Below are 15353 nucleotides of genomic sequence, written 5' to 3'. Positions count from 1 at the left end.
GACCAACCTTCCTGTTGCCGGAAGGCTGATCTTGGTTGAAACTTGATTTCACTTCAGATTCATCAGTGTCATTACATCTGTCTCGCTGGCTTGGTTGTACCATTCGTTAACTTCTTCGATAACGGTGTCTCCGCCTTTTTCATGCCACTGTTTGACAAAGGTATCAAATGCTTCAAGTGGCTCATTGCCATATATGATTTTGGTGAAAGTCTCTTGTTCCATGGTGGTCAACTGTTCCCACACATTTTGCATCGTCGGCGTTGGTGGACCGTTAAACTCATTTGGCAGCAAAACATCCCTGTTTTCATACGAAATCCGGTATCCGTTCTGTGTCGTTTGATCCTTTGAAGCGCTCTGAATGAGGACGCCTGTGTCGGCTTCGACACCGTTCGCCAGATCGAAGTACGATTTGCCGGGACCGTCAACACTCGGTGTATTTTTGGTAAATGCCATTTTCCCAACGCCTTGCACAGCCTCTAATGGCGTATTGAATTTCGTTGGATCGAAAGTGACTTCCTCATTGACGATATCGTAATCGTATCCCTGAGCGTAGCCGTATTTGAAATCTCCCGTGCTGAACGCAGCATCGTACATTTTATCGTAGTACAGGAAGAAGGCTTCCATGTTCTGAAAGTCCTTGTTAAACATGAACACGCCATCGTTCAACTGTGCGGACTGATAGGTCTTATCGCCGTTCACGCCTTGAATGGTCGGGTAAGCACTAATTTTCGCACCATTCACATTTTTCTCCACGTCTTTCACACTGTCGTAAAGCCAAGGACGACCAATGATGATGCCTGCTTTCCCTTCCGTGAAATCGGATAGTGCGTCCCAGGCGCCTTGAGTAGCCAATTCTTTGTTCAAATACCCTTTTGCATACCAATCGCGCAACTTGGCCAGTGCCTCTTTGTTGCCATCAGCCACAGATCCATAGGTGAGTTTGCCGTTGTCGTTATGCCATTGTCTTGGAAGGTGCTTGCCCGTGTATGCGCTGAAAATCATGACCGGATCGCTAACCCAGCCCGTATTGTAGGAATCTTTACCCGAAAATGTAAAGCCATATGTGTCTTTCTTGCCGTTCCCATCGGGGTCCTCATTGGTGAACGCCGCGATGACTTGCTCAAACTCTTCAATTGTTGTTGGCGCTTTCAAATTTAATTTGTCCAACCAGTCCTGGCGGATCAGCATGACTTCGCCTTCCGTCAGATTGGGCGCGATTGCCATCCCGTAAACCTTGCCTTCTCTAACCACCGGATTGAAGGTCGTTGGGTATTGTTTGTATACATCTTTAATCCGATCAGGCATGTAGGTTGAGATGTCTTCCGTAATTTCTTTGACCTGTCCCGAATCGATCAGATCGTTGACCAGCATGGTGTCATAAACGGGCAGAACATCTGGTAGTTTCTCTGATCCCGTCAGTGCCAGCCGCAGTTTGGTATTATATTGTGAAGCATCACCTCCCAGCAGGGTGGTTTGGATTTTGATACCCAGGTTTTGTTCGCCCCAACGGGTCAATACATTGTCATTCAACGTCTCACCATTGATGTATTTTCCAGCATTCTCATCCTGTTGTTTGGCGATCGTGATCGTAAACGGCGGATCATATTTTCCGTCCTTAAGCACCGATGCTGGTGCGGTCTCGGAAGCACTCTCCCCCTTGCTGCAGCCAACCACAAGAACAGCCGATACCATAACCATACTTACCATTTTCCATAAATCAGTTCTTTTCTTCATGGAAGATGCCCCCTTCACTCATACTCAATTTGTTTTCTATATAAGTTCAACTAATTGCATATTTACACTGGCACTCCGATGACAGAACAACCTTCCGATCGCTGTTATCCCCAGAATTTTTTGATTTACCTTTATAAATGTAAATTTCTGGTGATAAAGGCGAACGCTCCGCTTCTTCAGATTATTTCTGTCCTCTCCGTTATCGCGTAAATGTTAGTTGAACACATATAGTGATCCAATTTTTTTGTCACAACAACTATTCTTTGACGGCTCCTAGAACGATACCTTTCACGAAATATCGTTGTAAAAAAGGATAGACCAAAATGATCGGCAGCGTACTGACAAAAATTTGAGCTGCCTTGATACTTTGCTCCGACATTGCCGCCACCTCGGACTGGCTCATCGCCATATTTTGCATATTGCTCTGCACGACAACGGTCTGTAAGAACGAAGCCAGCGGATACTTACTCGCATCCGACATGTACAAAATTCCGTCAAACCAGGAATTCCAGTGACCCACCATAATGAACAAAGATACGGTCGCTATGCCAGGCAGAGATAACGGCAAATATATTTTGCTGAGGATTACGAAAAAGGACGCCCCGTCAATGAATGCTGCTTCTTCCAAGGCTTTTGGAATGGTTTTGAAGAAATTAACGAGAAGAATCAGATTATACGCACCGAAAGCTCCCGGAAGCACAAGTGCCCAGATGGTGTCCTTCAATCCTAGGGCCGTTATCAAAATGTAAGAAGGGATCAATCCTCCTGAGAAGAGCATGGTGAATATAAAAAACCACATGAGCATGTTGCGGCCCCGGAATTCCTTGGACAGGGCATAACCTGCACAGATCAGGATGAACATGCTGATGCAAGTACCCAGAACCGTTCGAATGATGGATGTCAGCATGGCACCGTTGAAATTGGAATTGTTGAACGTTTTGATATAGGCATCCACATTGAACCCGACCGGCCAAAATGACACCATATTACCGCTTATGGCGGCTTTACTGCTTAGTGATTGTGCCAACAGATGAAGTAGTGGAAGAAAACACGCCAGACCAGCCAGTATCATAAACGCGTAATTAAAATATGAGAATACTCTATAGCCTGTCGTCTTATGGTACATGATTCATCTCCCTCCTTGTTAGAATATTTTGTAATTGGCGTATTTGTAGGCCAGCCTGTAAGAGACGACGATCAAGATCAGACTGATCCCCGATTTAAATAGTCCTACAGCGGTCCCGAATCCATATTGTCCGTTTAACAAGGATGAACGGTAGACATAGGTGTCAATGATATCTCCCGTACTGTAGACTAGCGGATTATACAGATTGAAGACTTGATCAAAACCCGCGTCCAGAATATTCCCCAGACTCAGTGTAGAAATGACGATGATCATGGGCAACATGCTAGGCAAGGTGACGTATCGAATTTGCTGCCGGCGTGTGGCACCATCGATCTCAGCCGCTTCGTAATAGGAAGGATTAATTCCCGCAATGGTCGCCAGATAGACAATCATGCCGAAGCCGAAGCTCTTCCACACATCACTGACCACAACCGTGAACCGAAACAGATCAGGGTCACCCAAGAAGTAAATGGGATCGTTGCCGAAAACCCTTGTTAAGATGTGGTTGATTCCCCCGTCTAATCCGAGAATGTCGATCATTAACCCCGCGACCGTGACCCAGGACAAGAAATGCGGCAGATACACCAGAGTCTGTACACTTTTCTTAATGCCCATATTTCGGACTTCACTCAGCAGAATAGCCATGACGATCGGAACGATAATACCGACGATTATTTTGGAAACGGCAATGATCAGTGTATTAATTATGGCTTGCGTTGCTTCTTTATACTGGAAAATTCGTTCGAAATTATCTAGCCCGATCCACCTTGAACCTCCGATGCCCAGCCATGGTTTGTAGTCCTGAAATGCCATGAGCAAACCTACCATCGGGCCATAAGAAAAGATGCAGACAAATACAAAAGCGGGAATACACAGTACATACAAAGGCCAGCTTTTCTTGATTTCCTTTTTGAATGAAGTTCGCCGGGGAATCTTTGGTTGTGTTTTTTTTGCAGATCCGACGGGCACAGTCTCGTTAATGTTGCATACCTCCTCTATGTTGGCTCTTCGAATGTAATCCTCGTAATTAAGCTTAACAAAAGCGCTTTCACTCCAAAATGCCAAAATTTCAAGATCATCACCTCATCCTGAATCAATTTTAAACCGCTTTCATTTATAGCAGATGCTGCCCTTCCGCTTTTCGAAGGTTTGGCTTATATTAAAGTTAATCCGATAGGAATTTAAACTTCTACGTCTTGCGATATGAAAGGAAACGCATATGATCCGAAAAATGTATATGAAGCGATTCTTCTATTTTTTTGTTTTTTTTCTGCTGCTGACGTTGAGTTTGTTTTTCGTGATGAACCGATTGAGCTCCAAGACACTTGAGGCAAATCTGATCGGTGCCTCCAAAAATCAGCTTGATTATGTGAAAGGTATTTTGGACGGGATTATCTACGAGGCAAATATGTACGGGGTTCAGTATGCGGCTGACAGTGATGTCCGGTTTTATCAGAGGCACGTTATTGAACTGAGCAATTACGATTCCCAAATGAAGAAAAATGATATCGTGGATCGCTTGCGACAAACACTTCTTTCCAGTCGATCCATTGAATCCATCGGCATATACTGGAAGTCCGAAGAAACGTTTCTATCCACCAACAATACACAGGAAGCGAGACTTCCGTTCAAGGATGTTCATCAACGGGGATGGCAAATCGTCGGTAACAGTTTGTATTACTTCTCCCTCTATCCTTACATCCAAAAATCTGGGGAAAATGAACCGACGCAGTACGTCGTTGGTGTAAAGCTGAATACGGATTATTTGAAAAGTCTGCTTAAAAAGGCCGTGAACAACGACAGCTCAAATGCTTTTTTTCTGTTTAATCCTCAGCAGTTATGGAGTGAGAAAGAAGTCGAAAACGATCTTTTGAAAGCGGTTACCAGGATGATTTCACCCCAGCCAGAAGTAACTTCAAAATATGATTATCATACCAATTCGGACGATTACTATGTTCTTTCCCGATATATTGAATCGATTGACGCCTACCTGATTACATATACACGGACGAATGATTTTCTGCAACCGCTTGACCGCAATCGTAAAGTTTTCTTTGCCAGCATTCTAGCCGTTTTCACGCTTGGTCTGGTTGTGATCTTTACGTTTTACCGGAACTATTACCGTAATATCCGTTTGCTCGAGAGAAAGTTCTCACAGGTTGAGCAAGGCAATCACAACACGCGTATTACCGAAAATACCGGGAAAGAGTTTTATAGCTTATTCAGAAGTTTTAACCATATGGTTACCGAAATCCAGGATCTGTTCATGTCATTGAAGACTGAAACGGAACTCAGACGAAGTGCGGAACTTCAACAACTCCAAGCTCAGATTAATCCTCATTTTTTGTACAACAGTTTGTTTTTCATCATGTCGGTGGCCCAGTTTTCACCTGATTCTGTCATGCGCATGAGTAAGCATCTAGCTGAATATTATCGTTATTTAACCAAATTGGACCGGCATGAAGTCACGCTGGAAGGCGAACTCCAATTTGCGGAACATTTCCTGATTATTATGGCTCTCAGTAAAAAAATGGAGTACAGTATTGACCTGCCTTCAGAACTGGCCTCCCTTCCCCTCATGCCGCTGATGATCCAGCCAGTGGTTGAGAATGCCATCCAACATGGAATTGAAGGACAACAAGGTGCACATCAGGTGTCAATTGATGTACAACAGGCAGATTCTGCGATAACGATCAAGGTATCCGATGACGGAAAAGGTCTTTCGCTGGACGATATCCGTAGCCTGGAGGCTCGGATCGAGAGCGATATCCCGCCCGAAGGAACAAGCGGCGTAGGGCTCTGGAATGTGAATCAACGTCTGAAAAACACGTATGGTGAACGTAGTGGTTTACATTTTTCTACCAATGATTGGGGTGGCTTATCTGTCTTGCTGCTCATCTACATTCCTGAAGAGAGAGGAGAAAACGAATGCGATTATTAATCGTGGATGACGGACATTACGTTGTTGAGTATATGAAACACTTGCTTGATTGGAAAACCTACGGTATCGATCAGATTGAGACAACAACCAATTCGCTTGAAGCCAGAGACATATTGAATCAACACCACATCGATATTCTAATTACGGACATTCGAATGCCTGAGGTCTCGGGTATTGATCTGCTTCAACATATTCACCAACATAGCTTGCCAACCAAAGTGATCATCCTTTCCGGCTATTCCGAATTCGAATATGCGCAGCAAGGAATCCGTTTAGGTGCACTCGACTATCTGCTCAAACCTGTAGACAAAGATGATGTGGAGAAAGCCATGTCTAAAGCCATCAAAAATATTATAAAGACACGCCCTGTTCAACCCGTCGAATGGGAGAACTTCGATGGTTTGGCGTATCTGCTTTCGCTTCTTGGAGAAAACGAAACCTTAAAGAAGGAGTATGATGATTATACTGAATTTTTAGGAGGCCGTCGTTTGTGCTGCTTCAAAATGGACGGTTTCACAGAAGAGCATGAGGAAGATATAAAACGTGCTGTCGGAGACAAACTGGATCGTCTCGTATGGACAGCGGGCACCCGACTAATCGCTTTTGTTCCAGAAGAGATTGCTGGGAAACTAACAACCTCACTGGTGCACTCTATCATATCCTCTCCCTTTTCGTTGACCGATCGAAACATGACCCGACACATGTTCTATGGGTTCTTTCTCCGTGAGGACGTACACTCTGACGACTTCATGGGTACGATTCCAAACTTTTCTTCATGCAGTGATTGGGAGTCAGCCGGAAACATTATTAAAACCTATGATCGAATCCATCTTCGAAAGCAAAAGATTATCTTTCTTATGGAGACCATCTCTTATGTATATCTAGCAGATAAGAATCGGAATGCATCTGAAACCGCAGAATGGATATTTAATCGGTTACAAGATCCTGATGAACTATGGTCAACCCTCTTCGATCGGGTCAACCAGATCAGAAACAATAAACAGATGTCCATTCAAACCATCGTCGACAAAGTGCAAACGTACATTGAAGATCATCTTTCACACGTCCTTAGTCTGGATGAACTGGGAAAAGTTGCACATCTCCATCCTGTCTACCTCTCCAAACTGTTTAAACAGGAGACAGGAGAAAATGTGTCAAACTACATTTCAAGGAAAAGGTTGGAGAAAGCATCCCGACTGTTACAAGACTCTGAACTCCGTGTAAACGATATAGCGCAAATGGTCGGTTACAGAAAAAATCAATATTTTATCCAGTTGTTCAAAGTGGAATACGGGGTTACGCCCTACCAGTACCGCAGAAATATGATCCATCAATGAATTCGTATGAATTGGGACAAACTACCAATCGAATTTAGATAAATAGATTATGATTCGCTTGGGATGCTTGTCCCAGATAGTAACCTACCCCACCAATGGTAACTTCGTCTATTAACTCTTCCCGCTGAATGCCCATTAAATCCATGGACATCTGGCAGGCTACCAGCTCAGCCCCTTGTGCGATAACGGACTGTAGCAATTCTTCCAATGAAGGAACATTATTATTTTTCATCAGACCACGAATAATCTTTGGACCAACACCAAGCATGTTCATTTTGGACATGCCAAGTTTTTGGCTACCGCGTGGTAACATGATATCAAACATCCGGCCGATCATATTTTTGGATATAGATTGTGTCTGATGTTTCCGAATCACATTCAATCCCCAAAATGTGAAAAACATGGTCACTTTACGTCCGCTGGCTGCTGCCCCATTCGCAATAATTAGAGACGCAATGGCTTTATCCAGATCGCCGCTGAAGACCACCATTGTGCTTGCAGGATCGATGTTAGGAGAATCCATAACAGATTGTGCAGCATTCTTGGTCATAACAGCCTCAATCGTACCGCTTTTGGAGCGTTCCAGCTGTAAGAGCGTCGAACCAGACATGGTTGCCCATGCTTTCACATCTTCGTAGAATCCCGGATCGGAAGCTTTTACCCTCAAGTTCTCTCCATCGGACAGTTGATCCATCTTTTGCTTCACTTGTATTAATGGGCCCGGACAACTTAAACCGCATACGTTCAACTCATGATCGATGCGTTGTGGCTGTTCAGAAGTCGATTGGACCGGACCATGATTGATAGAAGAAATGGGTGCAGGCTTAAACTGGGCTTGACGATATGTTTTGTAACCCCCACTCAAGTTTTTAACGCTGAAGCCATGCTGTCGCAAAATTTGTGAAGCCGTGTAACCACGCAGACCAACCTGACAGTATACCCAAATGTCTTTGGAGATATCTAGTTCATTTAACCGGTTGCGAAGTTCATCCACTGAGATATGGATAGAACCCGGAATATTCCCATTGTGATGCTCCAACTCACTGCGAACATCCAGCAGGATTGACTGCTCCGGCTCACGTTCGGACAGCTGATCATAGGTGAATGTCTCAACTCGACCAGCCAGGATGTTCTCTGCTGCATAGCCGGCCATATTTACCGGATCTTTTGCAGATGAATAAGGTGGTGCGTAACTCAGTTCAAGCTCTGCCAAATCTCCGATGTGGCCTCCAAAATGAATGGCTACTGCAATGTCATCAATCCGCTTATCCACTCCGTCATATCCAACGGCCTGTGCTCCTAAAATTATACCTTCCGGAGTAAACAGCAGTTTCAGAGTAATCGCGGTGGAACCGGGATAATACGATGCATGTGAGGCAGGATGCACAATTACAGAGCGATATTCCACGCCGAGACGCTGCAGTGTTTTTTCATTACTGCCTGTCGTAGCACCTGTCATTCCAAAAACTTTAATAATGGATGTCCCTTGTGTTCCTTTATAAGTGGAATTTAATCCGGCAATTCGGTCAGCAACAATTCTTCCTTGTTTGTTGGCTGGTCCAGCAAGCGGAATAGCTGTCTTCGTACCGTGAATGGTTTCAGTTACTTCGATGGCATCACCAACAGCATAGATGTGTGGCACACTGCTTTCCAGAGCTTCATTAACAATGATATGTCCACGTGTACCCAGGGCAATACCGCTGTCATGCAGGAAAGATGTATCCGGCGTTACCCCGATCGCAAGAATAACCAGGTCCGCTGTCAGAACATGATCATCAGCAAGCTTTACTCCAATGCCCTTCTCTAGAGAATGAAATGCCTGAACACGCTTGGAGAATAGCAACTTTACACCATTCTGCTCCATTTCCTGTGCCAAAGATGCTGCCAATTCAGGATCAAATGGGGTGAGTAGCTGTCCATTACCCTCGATTAACGTCACGTCCAATCCGGCTTCCTTTAAGTTTTCTGCCATTTCAACACCAATAAATCCACCGCCTATAACAATTACTGACTGGTTGTTAGATGAATTTATTTGTGCTTTGATCCGATCAATATCAGGAATGTTCCGAACGGTGTAGATGAGTGAATGATCTATACCCGGCAAATCAGGAATGATCGGTTTGGCACCGGGAGACAAAATTAATTCGTCGTAGCTTTCGTCATATTGCCCCCGCTCCTGACTGTTTATCCGAACGGAACGTTTCTGCGGATCAATTGCAACGACCTCGCTTCTTGTGCGCACATCTATATGAAAACGATCCGCCATCCCTTTTGGAGTCTGTACCAGCAGACGCTCTCGATTTTCAATGGAGCCACCAATGTAGTAAGGTAAGCCGCAATTGGCAAATGATATATAGGGGCCTTTCTCAAAAATTATAATTTCGGCATGTTCATCCAGACGGCGCAGACGTGCAGCGGCAGATGCACCACCAGCTACACCTCCAACAATCAGTACTTTTTTACTCATGATTCACATTCTTCCTTTCCAAACAAAGTAATAATAATCTGTTCAATCCGTTGATCGGCAAGAACATAATTCACTTCGAGACCATTCCGCTCAGTAGCGACAACACCTGCACTGCGAAGCTTCTGCAAGTGCTGAGATACGGTTGATTGGGGCAGGTCCAGACATTCTTGCATGTATGAAACATTACATTTCTTTTTTAACATCAGTCCACGCACAATGCATAAACGGATCGGATGAGCTAAAGCTTTCAGCAGATTGGCTGGTTCATCGAACTGTTTGAGAGTATTGATATCGAAAGCGGGAGTGTTCAAAAGTATTCCTCCTAAATTGTTATATCGTAATAATACGATGTAACGATATTAATGTCAAACCCTCAATTTCAAGAAATAATCTGAAGCCAATCGGACAGCCAGAATAATTGCGCTATTCAGAGAATTATCAAAGATAAACACATGGTTGTATTTTACGGATTCCAGTGAGTTCCATACCTTTGAAGACTCCTTATCTTTAACCGCAGCCGCCAACTGATACCCAATGGGCCGATCCGACAACCTCCGGACGATCCAAAATCTCTCTCACGGTAGGCTGATATTTTGTAATAAAGCGGCGTAGTAACTGCTTCGCAACTTGTGGGATGATCCAGATTACGCGTATTCATGACCGTAATCCTTCATAACCTTCACCCCATAAAAAAAGACATAGCAGTTTATAACTGCTACGTCTCTAGTTTTCTAGTAAGCACTCAGTACATGGCAGGAATATCTCCCGTAATGACAAATGTTGTACCATCAGCCATCCGTTTCAATAAGAAATCAGAACCGTCCAAACCATGCAACCTAAGTGTTCTTATTTCCTTGGTTTTTCTGGCTTGGAATGTTTGCCTGCCTCCAGTTTTGCAGCTGCTTCCAACAGAAATACACCGCTAAGCTGTGCAGTCAGGTGGAGTGGATTCTGGGCTGGTTGACCCCACGCCTGACCGAATAATCCGTCTTTCCGACTGCCTTTTAGTAACGCATCTGCATTGCGATCAATCGCTTTCTTCAGACTCTTGTTATGCCCAATGTCATATAACTCCGCCAGGTAACGGATTAATATGCCTTTAAACAAAGCACCATCTCCATCCCCGTCCTCTTTGAAGATCCCCGTCTTTTCATTCGTCAAAGTCTTCAGAGATCCTGCAGCTGTCTTCTCTGCATCTTGCAAATACACCTGATCTCCTGTAATCCGGTAGAGTTCCACACCAGCTCCAATGAATGTGCCTTGGTTGTATGTGAAGATCCAAGCTTCATTAACATCAAGCGTGCCATCCTCACGCAGCACCAAACCATCCGCTACAAGTCCCGTTTCTGGATTAACAAGATATTGTTTCTCCCATTCGTATATCTTTTGTGCCCATTCCAGATCCTGTGTATCACCAAAGCGTTCATATAACCTTGCTGCCAGGATGGAAGCTGGTCCGCTGGAGCATGCATTCCGGTTATACCGCTGATCCTTCTTCCATGCCATACCGCCCAGATCATCCTCCCACCAGGCCGTTTTAATGTCCTTCCAGAGATCCAGCACGTATCCTTTCATCTCTTCACTGCCTGTCGCATCATAGAGCCGAAGAGCAGCAAGTGCAAGCCATTCCATATCATCGTAGAACTCATTATGAAGTGAACCATTGTGTTCAATAATACTGCGAACCAAGTCTTCCGCACGTTCCGTATACGCTTCGTCTCCTGTACGTTCATATCCGTCTACTAGTGCATCAACCGCATGAGCTTTCCACCAATAATTCAGGGCTTGTTCCCCTTCCGGTGTCGATGGATAAGCGTTATTCATCATTTTTTCTTCATCGTTCCAGTAGTACTCATGCAGCTTCTCCTGTGCCCACTGTGCTTGTTGGGAATAGTGATTCTTGCCTCCACCGCTGGCACCCATAGTGGTTACCAAAATGATACTGAGTACAACCGTCAGACTTACAATTTTCTTTTTTCTCATCCTAATCCATCCCTTCTTCGTCATGAGATTATTCTTTCACTGCACCGAGAACAATTCCGTGGATTAAATAACGCTGTAGAAAAGGGTAAATCAGCAGAATCGGGATCATGGAGACCAGTATTTTGGCAGAATTCAATGTGGTGTTAGAAATTTTATTATACTGCTGCAGCTGTTCAACGGAGAGATTCTGCATCTGATCTCGCGTAAGACTGAGCTGCTGCAGATAGGTCTGAAGCGGTATTTTGGAGCTGTCGTTGATTAGAATGATTCCGTCAAAGAAGTTATTCCAGTGCCCGACGATGACAAATAGCATAATAGTCGCCAGACTAGGCATCGAGATCGGGATGAAGATTTTGAGCAAAATTTTCATTGGTCCTGCGCCGTCAATAAATGCGGCTTCTTCAAGTTCCTTCGGAATTCCTTTGAAGAAATTCATCAGAAGAATCACATTGAAGACAGGAACGGCACCTGGCAGTACGAGCGCCCATATGCTGTTGATCAATCCGAGCTTGCTAATCACCATGTACCAGGGAACAATCCCCCCGCTGAACAGCATCGTAAATACGATAATCCACATGTAGGTGTTCCTGGATCTGAACTGTCTGACACTGCGTGACAGCGGATAGGCCATAAGAATGGTCAGAACCATATTAATGGCGCCCCCCAGCAGCACCCGTTCCACGGATATCAGAAAAGCATTCCAAAACTTCGTATCTTTCAAAATCTGTACGTAGGATGAGAAGTTCAACTCCACCGGAAAAAAGTAGACTCTGCCGGCATTCACAGCCGTACTGCTGCTGACGGAAACCATGATCGTATTCACAATCGGGGCCAGGGACATGAATGTAATCAGGATCAAAGTAAACATAATCAACAGGCGGGATAGCCTGGAACCCAGCGTTTTTGATTGAATCATGCTAACCCTCCTAGAAAATTCTGTACCCCGCATATTTTGATGCCAGTCTGTACGAAACGACAATCAAAACAAAGCTGATAACCGATTTCATCAAACCTATGGCCGTCGCGAATGAATACTGCATATTGATCAAACCCATGCGGTACACAAAGGTATCAATAATATCACCTGTTTCATATACGAGCGGATTGTACAGGTTGAATACCTGATCAAATCCTGCATTCAACACATTGCCAAGACTTAGCGTACCCAGAAGGATGATGGTCGGGAACATGCCTGGCAGCGTAATGTTTAGCGTCTGTTTCCAACGATTCGCCCCATCCATTGCAGCAGATTCATATAAGGCAGGGTTAATTGCCGTTAATGCAGCCAGATAAACGATGGTTCCATAACCAAATTCCTTCCAGGTATCCGTCACAATAAGCAGCGGCCTGAACCAGTCATTGCTCGCCAGAAACATAATCCGCTCCAGACCGAGGATTTCAAGGAAATTGTTAATCATCCCGTCAAAGGAGAAAATCATCGTGAGCATCGTACCCAGAACAACCCAGGACATAAAGTGCGGCAAATAAACAATGGTTTGAATCGAACTCTTGAATACCTTCAGCCGCACCTCATTAAGCAGAAGGGCGAATACAATCGGGACAATCAATCCAAGCACAATTTTCCCAACCGCAATGACCAATGTATTGATAAAAATCTGCTTCGCGTCCGGCAGTTGAAACATATAGGTGAAATTGCTAAGTCCTGCCCATTTGGAGCCGAATATGCCTTTGGCAGGAATGAACTTCTGAAAGGCCATGATTACACCAAACATAGGCACAATGGAAAAAATGAATAGCATGACCATGCCGGGCAGCAGCATAAAATGGTAGGTTATCTCGTCAAAACTCTTACGTTTCTTTTTGCCTGGGTAGCGCACTTCCCTTTGCGGATGTATCGTCGTTTCCACTTGCGCCATTGTCCGTTCCACCTCCATCCTGCACGTCTATAGGCAGGTCTTATCGGTAAAAGCGCTTGCGGAAGTCTGGTACCAGGCCTCCGCAACATTGCGCTCGTACTTCACTCCATTTATTTTCACCTTTTGCTCATCTCTTTGACTTCTTCCGTAATCTCATCTCCACCAGTGCGTTTCCATCTGTCGACAAACGTATCAAATTCGTCTACCGGAGCTTGGCCCATAATGATCTTGAGGATCGTTTCTTCCTCGAGCTTCTGCAGGTTCGCCCACTTCAGCTTCATGGTCTCCGTTGTTCCGTAAAAACCGGCAGGAGTCACTTCCAGATTGGGGCTATTTGCTTCACGTTGTCCTTCAATCCGTGAGAGGTATTCGCCGTATGTGTTTACATCTATGGCATTTCCTTTCTCCTTGAATTCCTGATAAGCCTTGAATGAAACGACCCGGTCTTCCTGAACTTTGGAAGCATCTCCGGTCTCATCGGCTTTCATTAAATCTTCGTAATAACGCTTCAACACATCATCATAATCAACTTGCATCGGAATTTGTGTCGGATCGTTGTTCCAGCGGCTTGCATCGGTCAGCATCTCATCGGGATGTTCCTTCTTGTAATTAATCGCATCCTCAGTTAAGGAATAAAGGAAATCCGTCGTGAGGTTAACTGATTTCATGATCGCTTCCGGGTGGGCAAAGTTCTTGTTCACCACGACGATCCCTCCCCCTACAGGATCCTGCCGAATGGTTCTGAACTTGCCGTTCTCATCCAGTGGTGCCGATACGGCAACCCAGACTGCATCCGGATCTTGTTTGATGGAGTCTTTGTAGTTCGTATAGCCGATCCACCATGGATTAAAAACCATTCCCGCCTGTCCGTTAATAACGAGTGCCTCTTTCTCTTCACTCGACCGGACAGCAAATTGTTTATCAATCAAACCTTCCTTATACATGGCACTGACTTCTGCCAGCGCTTGCTTCATTTCCGGCTGAACTGAGCCGTAAACTACTTGACCATCTTTCTCGATCCAGTTCATCGGAAAGGCACCATGCGCAGCAAATATCGGGGTAAAGTTCATCGCATTGGAATCCATCACCATGCCCACCGTCTTGCCTGTGCCCGATACGTCCTTTTCCACAAACATTCTGGCGAGATTCCACACGTCCTGGGCGGATTCCGGCAGCTTCGCGCCCACCTTATCTACCCAGTCTTTCCGGACCCATAGTAATTGGTGCTGGTTTCCGATGTTCGTCATCGGAAGTCCCATGATTTTTCCGTCCACCTTTACCTGATCCAGCAGCAAATCCCCATAGGAGCCATAGATGTTCTTCACACCTTCGGATGCAGTCTTCTCGTAAACCTCTGTCATATCGGCGATCAGATCATTATCTACCAGCTGGTTAAATATTTCGCGGCTGACCAGCATCACATCCGGCAGGTCACCCGTGGTCATGGATAAAGAAAGCTTCTGATCCATGTCTTCTGTTTCCCAAGCTACCTTGGCCTTGACGTTCACTCGCTCCTCTACATATCTCGTGGCCAAATTGTCCTCAATGGTATCCCCTGAAGGCAAGTTATTCACGTGATTGGTATTGCGACCAATTGTGAATTCCACTGGGGCCTCGTATTTGCCGTAAGGTTCGTAGTCTTGCTCTGATATTTGGGGATGTGTGTTCTCACTGTTGCCCCCACTGCAACCGCTGAGTACAACCAGCACCATACAGGCCAGCAGCAGTGAAGCGATCTTACCGCGTTTGTTCATCCCGTCATCCCCTTCATTTGATTTGCTTGAATAACCAAATTGTATGCGTTTTCAATTTTGGCGTATATGCAATTTTTTTCGGATATGTATCACTTTTTTCATGACCTCCATTTTTCTCCCACCGTGTAATTACT

The 15353-nt window shown here is 44.9% G+C and carries 11 protein-coding genes; 2 read left to right on the top strand and 9 right to left on the bottom strand.

The window, feature by feature from the left end:
• Positions 1-48 precede the first annotated feature (48 nt).
• From M1D71_RS14020 to M1D71_RS14010, 3 genes are all read right to left on the bottom strand, one after another.
• Entirely contained in the window at positions 49-1734 is a 1686-nt protein-coding gene (locus M1D71_RS14020) for a hypothetical protein (RefSeq protein WP_458126963.1), read from the bottom strand.
• 256 nt (positions 1735-1990) lie between these two features.
• The gene (locus tag M1D71_RS14015) at positions 1991-2860 is read right to left on the bottom strand and encodes a carbohydrate ABC transporter permease (RefSeq protein WP_062325227.1); all 870 of its coding nucleotides are present in this window, start codon (positions 2858-2860) and stop codon (positions 1991-1993) included.
• Between the two features lie 18 nt (positions 2861-2878).
• Positions 2879-3763 (bottom strand): ABC transporter permease subunit, encoded by an 885-nt coding sequence (locus tag M1D71_RS14010; RefSeq protein ID WP_145326149.1) that lies wholly within the window; start codon positions 3761-3763, stop codon positions 2879-2881.
• 397 nt (positions 3764-4160) lie between these two features.
• On the opposite strand from M1D71_RS14010, the gene M1D71_RS14005 reads away from it, so the two are divergent.
• Together M1D71_RS14005 and M1D71_RS14000 are read left to right on the top strand one after the other, a co-directional pair.
• Positions 4161-5801: a sensor histidine kinase gene (locus tag M1D71_RS14005; RefSeq protein WP_458127245.1), complete on the top strand. Its 1641-nt coding sequence runs from the start codon at positions 4161-4163 to the stop codon at positions 5799-5801.
• Positions 5789-7138 carry a response regulator transcription factor gene (locus M1D71_RS14000; protein WP_458126962.1) on the top strand — a complete coding sequence of 450 codons (1350 nt, stop codon included), beginning with the start codon at positions 5789-5791 and terminating at the stop codon, positions 7136-7138. The genes M1D71_RS14005 and M1D71_RS14000 overlap by 13 nt, the downstream gene beginning before the upstream one ends.
• Before the next feature lie 34 nt (positions 7139-7172).
• Here the strand turns inward: M1D71_RS14000 and M1D71_RS13995 are convergent, their stop codons facing one another.
• The 6 genes from M1D71_RS13995 to M1D71_RS13970 form a co-directional block, all read right to left on the bottom strand.
• Complete coding sequence (locus M1D71_RS13995) at positions 7173-9605, bottom strand: FAD-dependent oxidoreductase (protein WP_458126961.1); 2433 nt, start codon at positions 9603-9605, stop codon at positions 7173-7175.
• The gene (locus M1D71_RS13990; protein WP_458126960.1) at positions 9602-9916 is read right to left on the bottom strand and encodes an ArsR/SmtB family transcription factor; all 315 of its coding nucleotides are present in this window, start codon (positions 9914-9916) and stop codon (positions 9602-9604) included. The genes M1D71_RS13995 and M1D71_RS13990 overlap by 4 nt, the downstream gene beginning before the upstream one ends.
• Before the next feature lie 535 nt (positions 9917-10451).
• Positions 10452-11588 carry a glycoside hydrolase family 76 protein gene (locus tag M1D71_RS13985; protein WP_458126959.1) on the bottom strand — a complete coding sequence of 379 codons (1137 nt, stop codon included), beginning with the start codon at positions 11586-11588 and terminating at the stop codon, positions 10452-10454.
• A 28-nt stretch (positions 11589-11616) separates the two neighbouring features.
• Positions 11617-12504: a carbohydrate ABC transporter permease gene (locus M1D71_RS13980; protein WP_458126958.1), complete on the bottom strand. Its 888-nt coding sequence runs from the start codon at positions 12502-12504 to the stop codon at positions 11617-11619.
• Positions 12505-12514: 10 nt separating this feature from the next.
• On the bottom strand, positions 12515-13465 hold the full coding sequence (locus M1D71_RS13975; RefSeq protein WP_458126957.1) for an ABC transporter permease: 951 nt from the start codon (positions 13463-13465) through the stop codon (positions 12515-12517).
• A gap of 116 nt (positions 13466-13581) precedes the next feature.
• On the bottom strand, positions 13582-15219 hold the full coding sequence (locus M1D71_RS13970) for an extracellular solute-binding protein (protein ID WP_458126956.1): 1638 nt from the start codon (positions 15217-15219) through the stop codon (positions 13582-13584).
• Positions 15220-15353: the final 134 nt, after the last annotated feature.

The organism is Paenibacillus sp. Z3-2 (genome assembly GCF_054161325.1).
The sequence above is the reverse complement of the archived record's forward strand: the minus strand, read 5'-3'. Positions and strand labels throughout refer to the sequence as shown.

What these genes read in the sequence shown, in the direction of transcription:
- M1D71_RS13980 (WP_458126958.1), bottom strand. Translation starts at nt 12,504, where the DNA reads ATGATTCAATCAAAAACGCTGGGTTCCAGGCTATCCCGCCTGTTGATT.
- M1D71_RS13995 (WP_458126961.1), bottom strand. Translation starts at nt 9,605, where the DNA reads ATGAGTAAAAAAGTACTGATTGTTGGAGGTGTAGCTGGTGGTGCATCT.
- M1D71_RS14000 (WP_458126962.1), top strand. Translation starts at nt 5,789, where the DNA reads ATGCGATTATTAATCGTGGATGACGGACATTACGTTGTTGAGTATATG.
- M1D71_RS13970 (WP_458126956.1), bottom strand. Translation starts at nt 15,219, where the DNA reads ATGAACAAACGCGGTAAGATCGCTTCACTGCTGCTGGCCTGTATGGTG.
- M1D71_RS13975 (WP_458126957.1), bottom strand. Translation starts at nt 13,465, where the DNA reads ATGGCGCAAGTGGAAACGACGATACATCCGCAAAGGGAAGTGCGCTAC.
- M1D71_RS14015 (WP_062325227.1), bottom strand. Translation starts at nt 2,860, where the DNA reads ATGTACCATAAGACGACAGGCTATAGAGTATTCTCATATTTTAATTAC.
- M1D71_RS14005 (WP_458127245.1), top strand. Translation starts at nt 4,161, where the DNA reads ATGAACCGATTGAGCTCCAAGACACTTGAGGCAAATCTGATCGGTGCC.
- M1D71_RS14020 (WP_458126963.1), bottom strand. Translation starts at nt 1,734, where the DNA reads ATGAAGAAAAGAACTGATTTATGGAAAATGGTAAGTATGGTTATGGTA.
- M1D71_RS13985 (WP_458126959.1), bottom strand. Translation starts at nt 11,588, where the DNA reads ATGAGAAAAAAGAAAATTGTAAGTCTGACGGTTGTACTCAGTATCATT.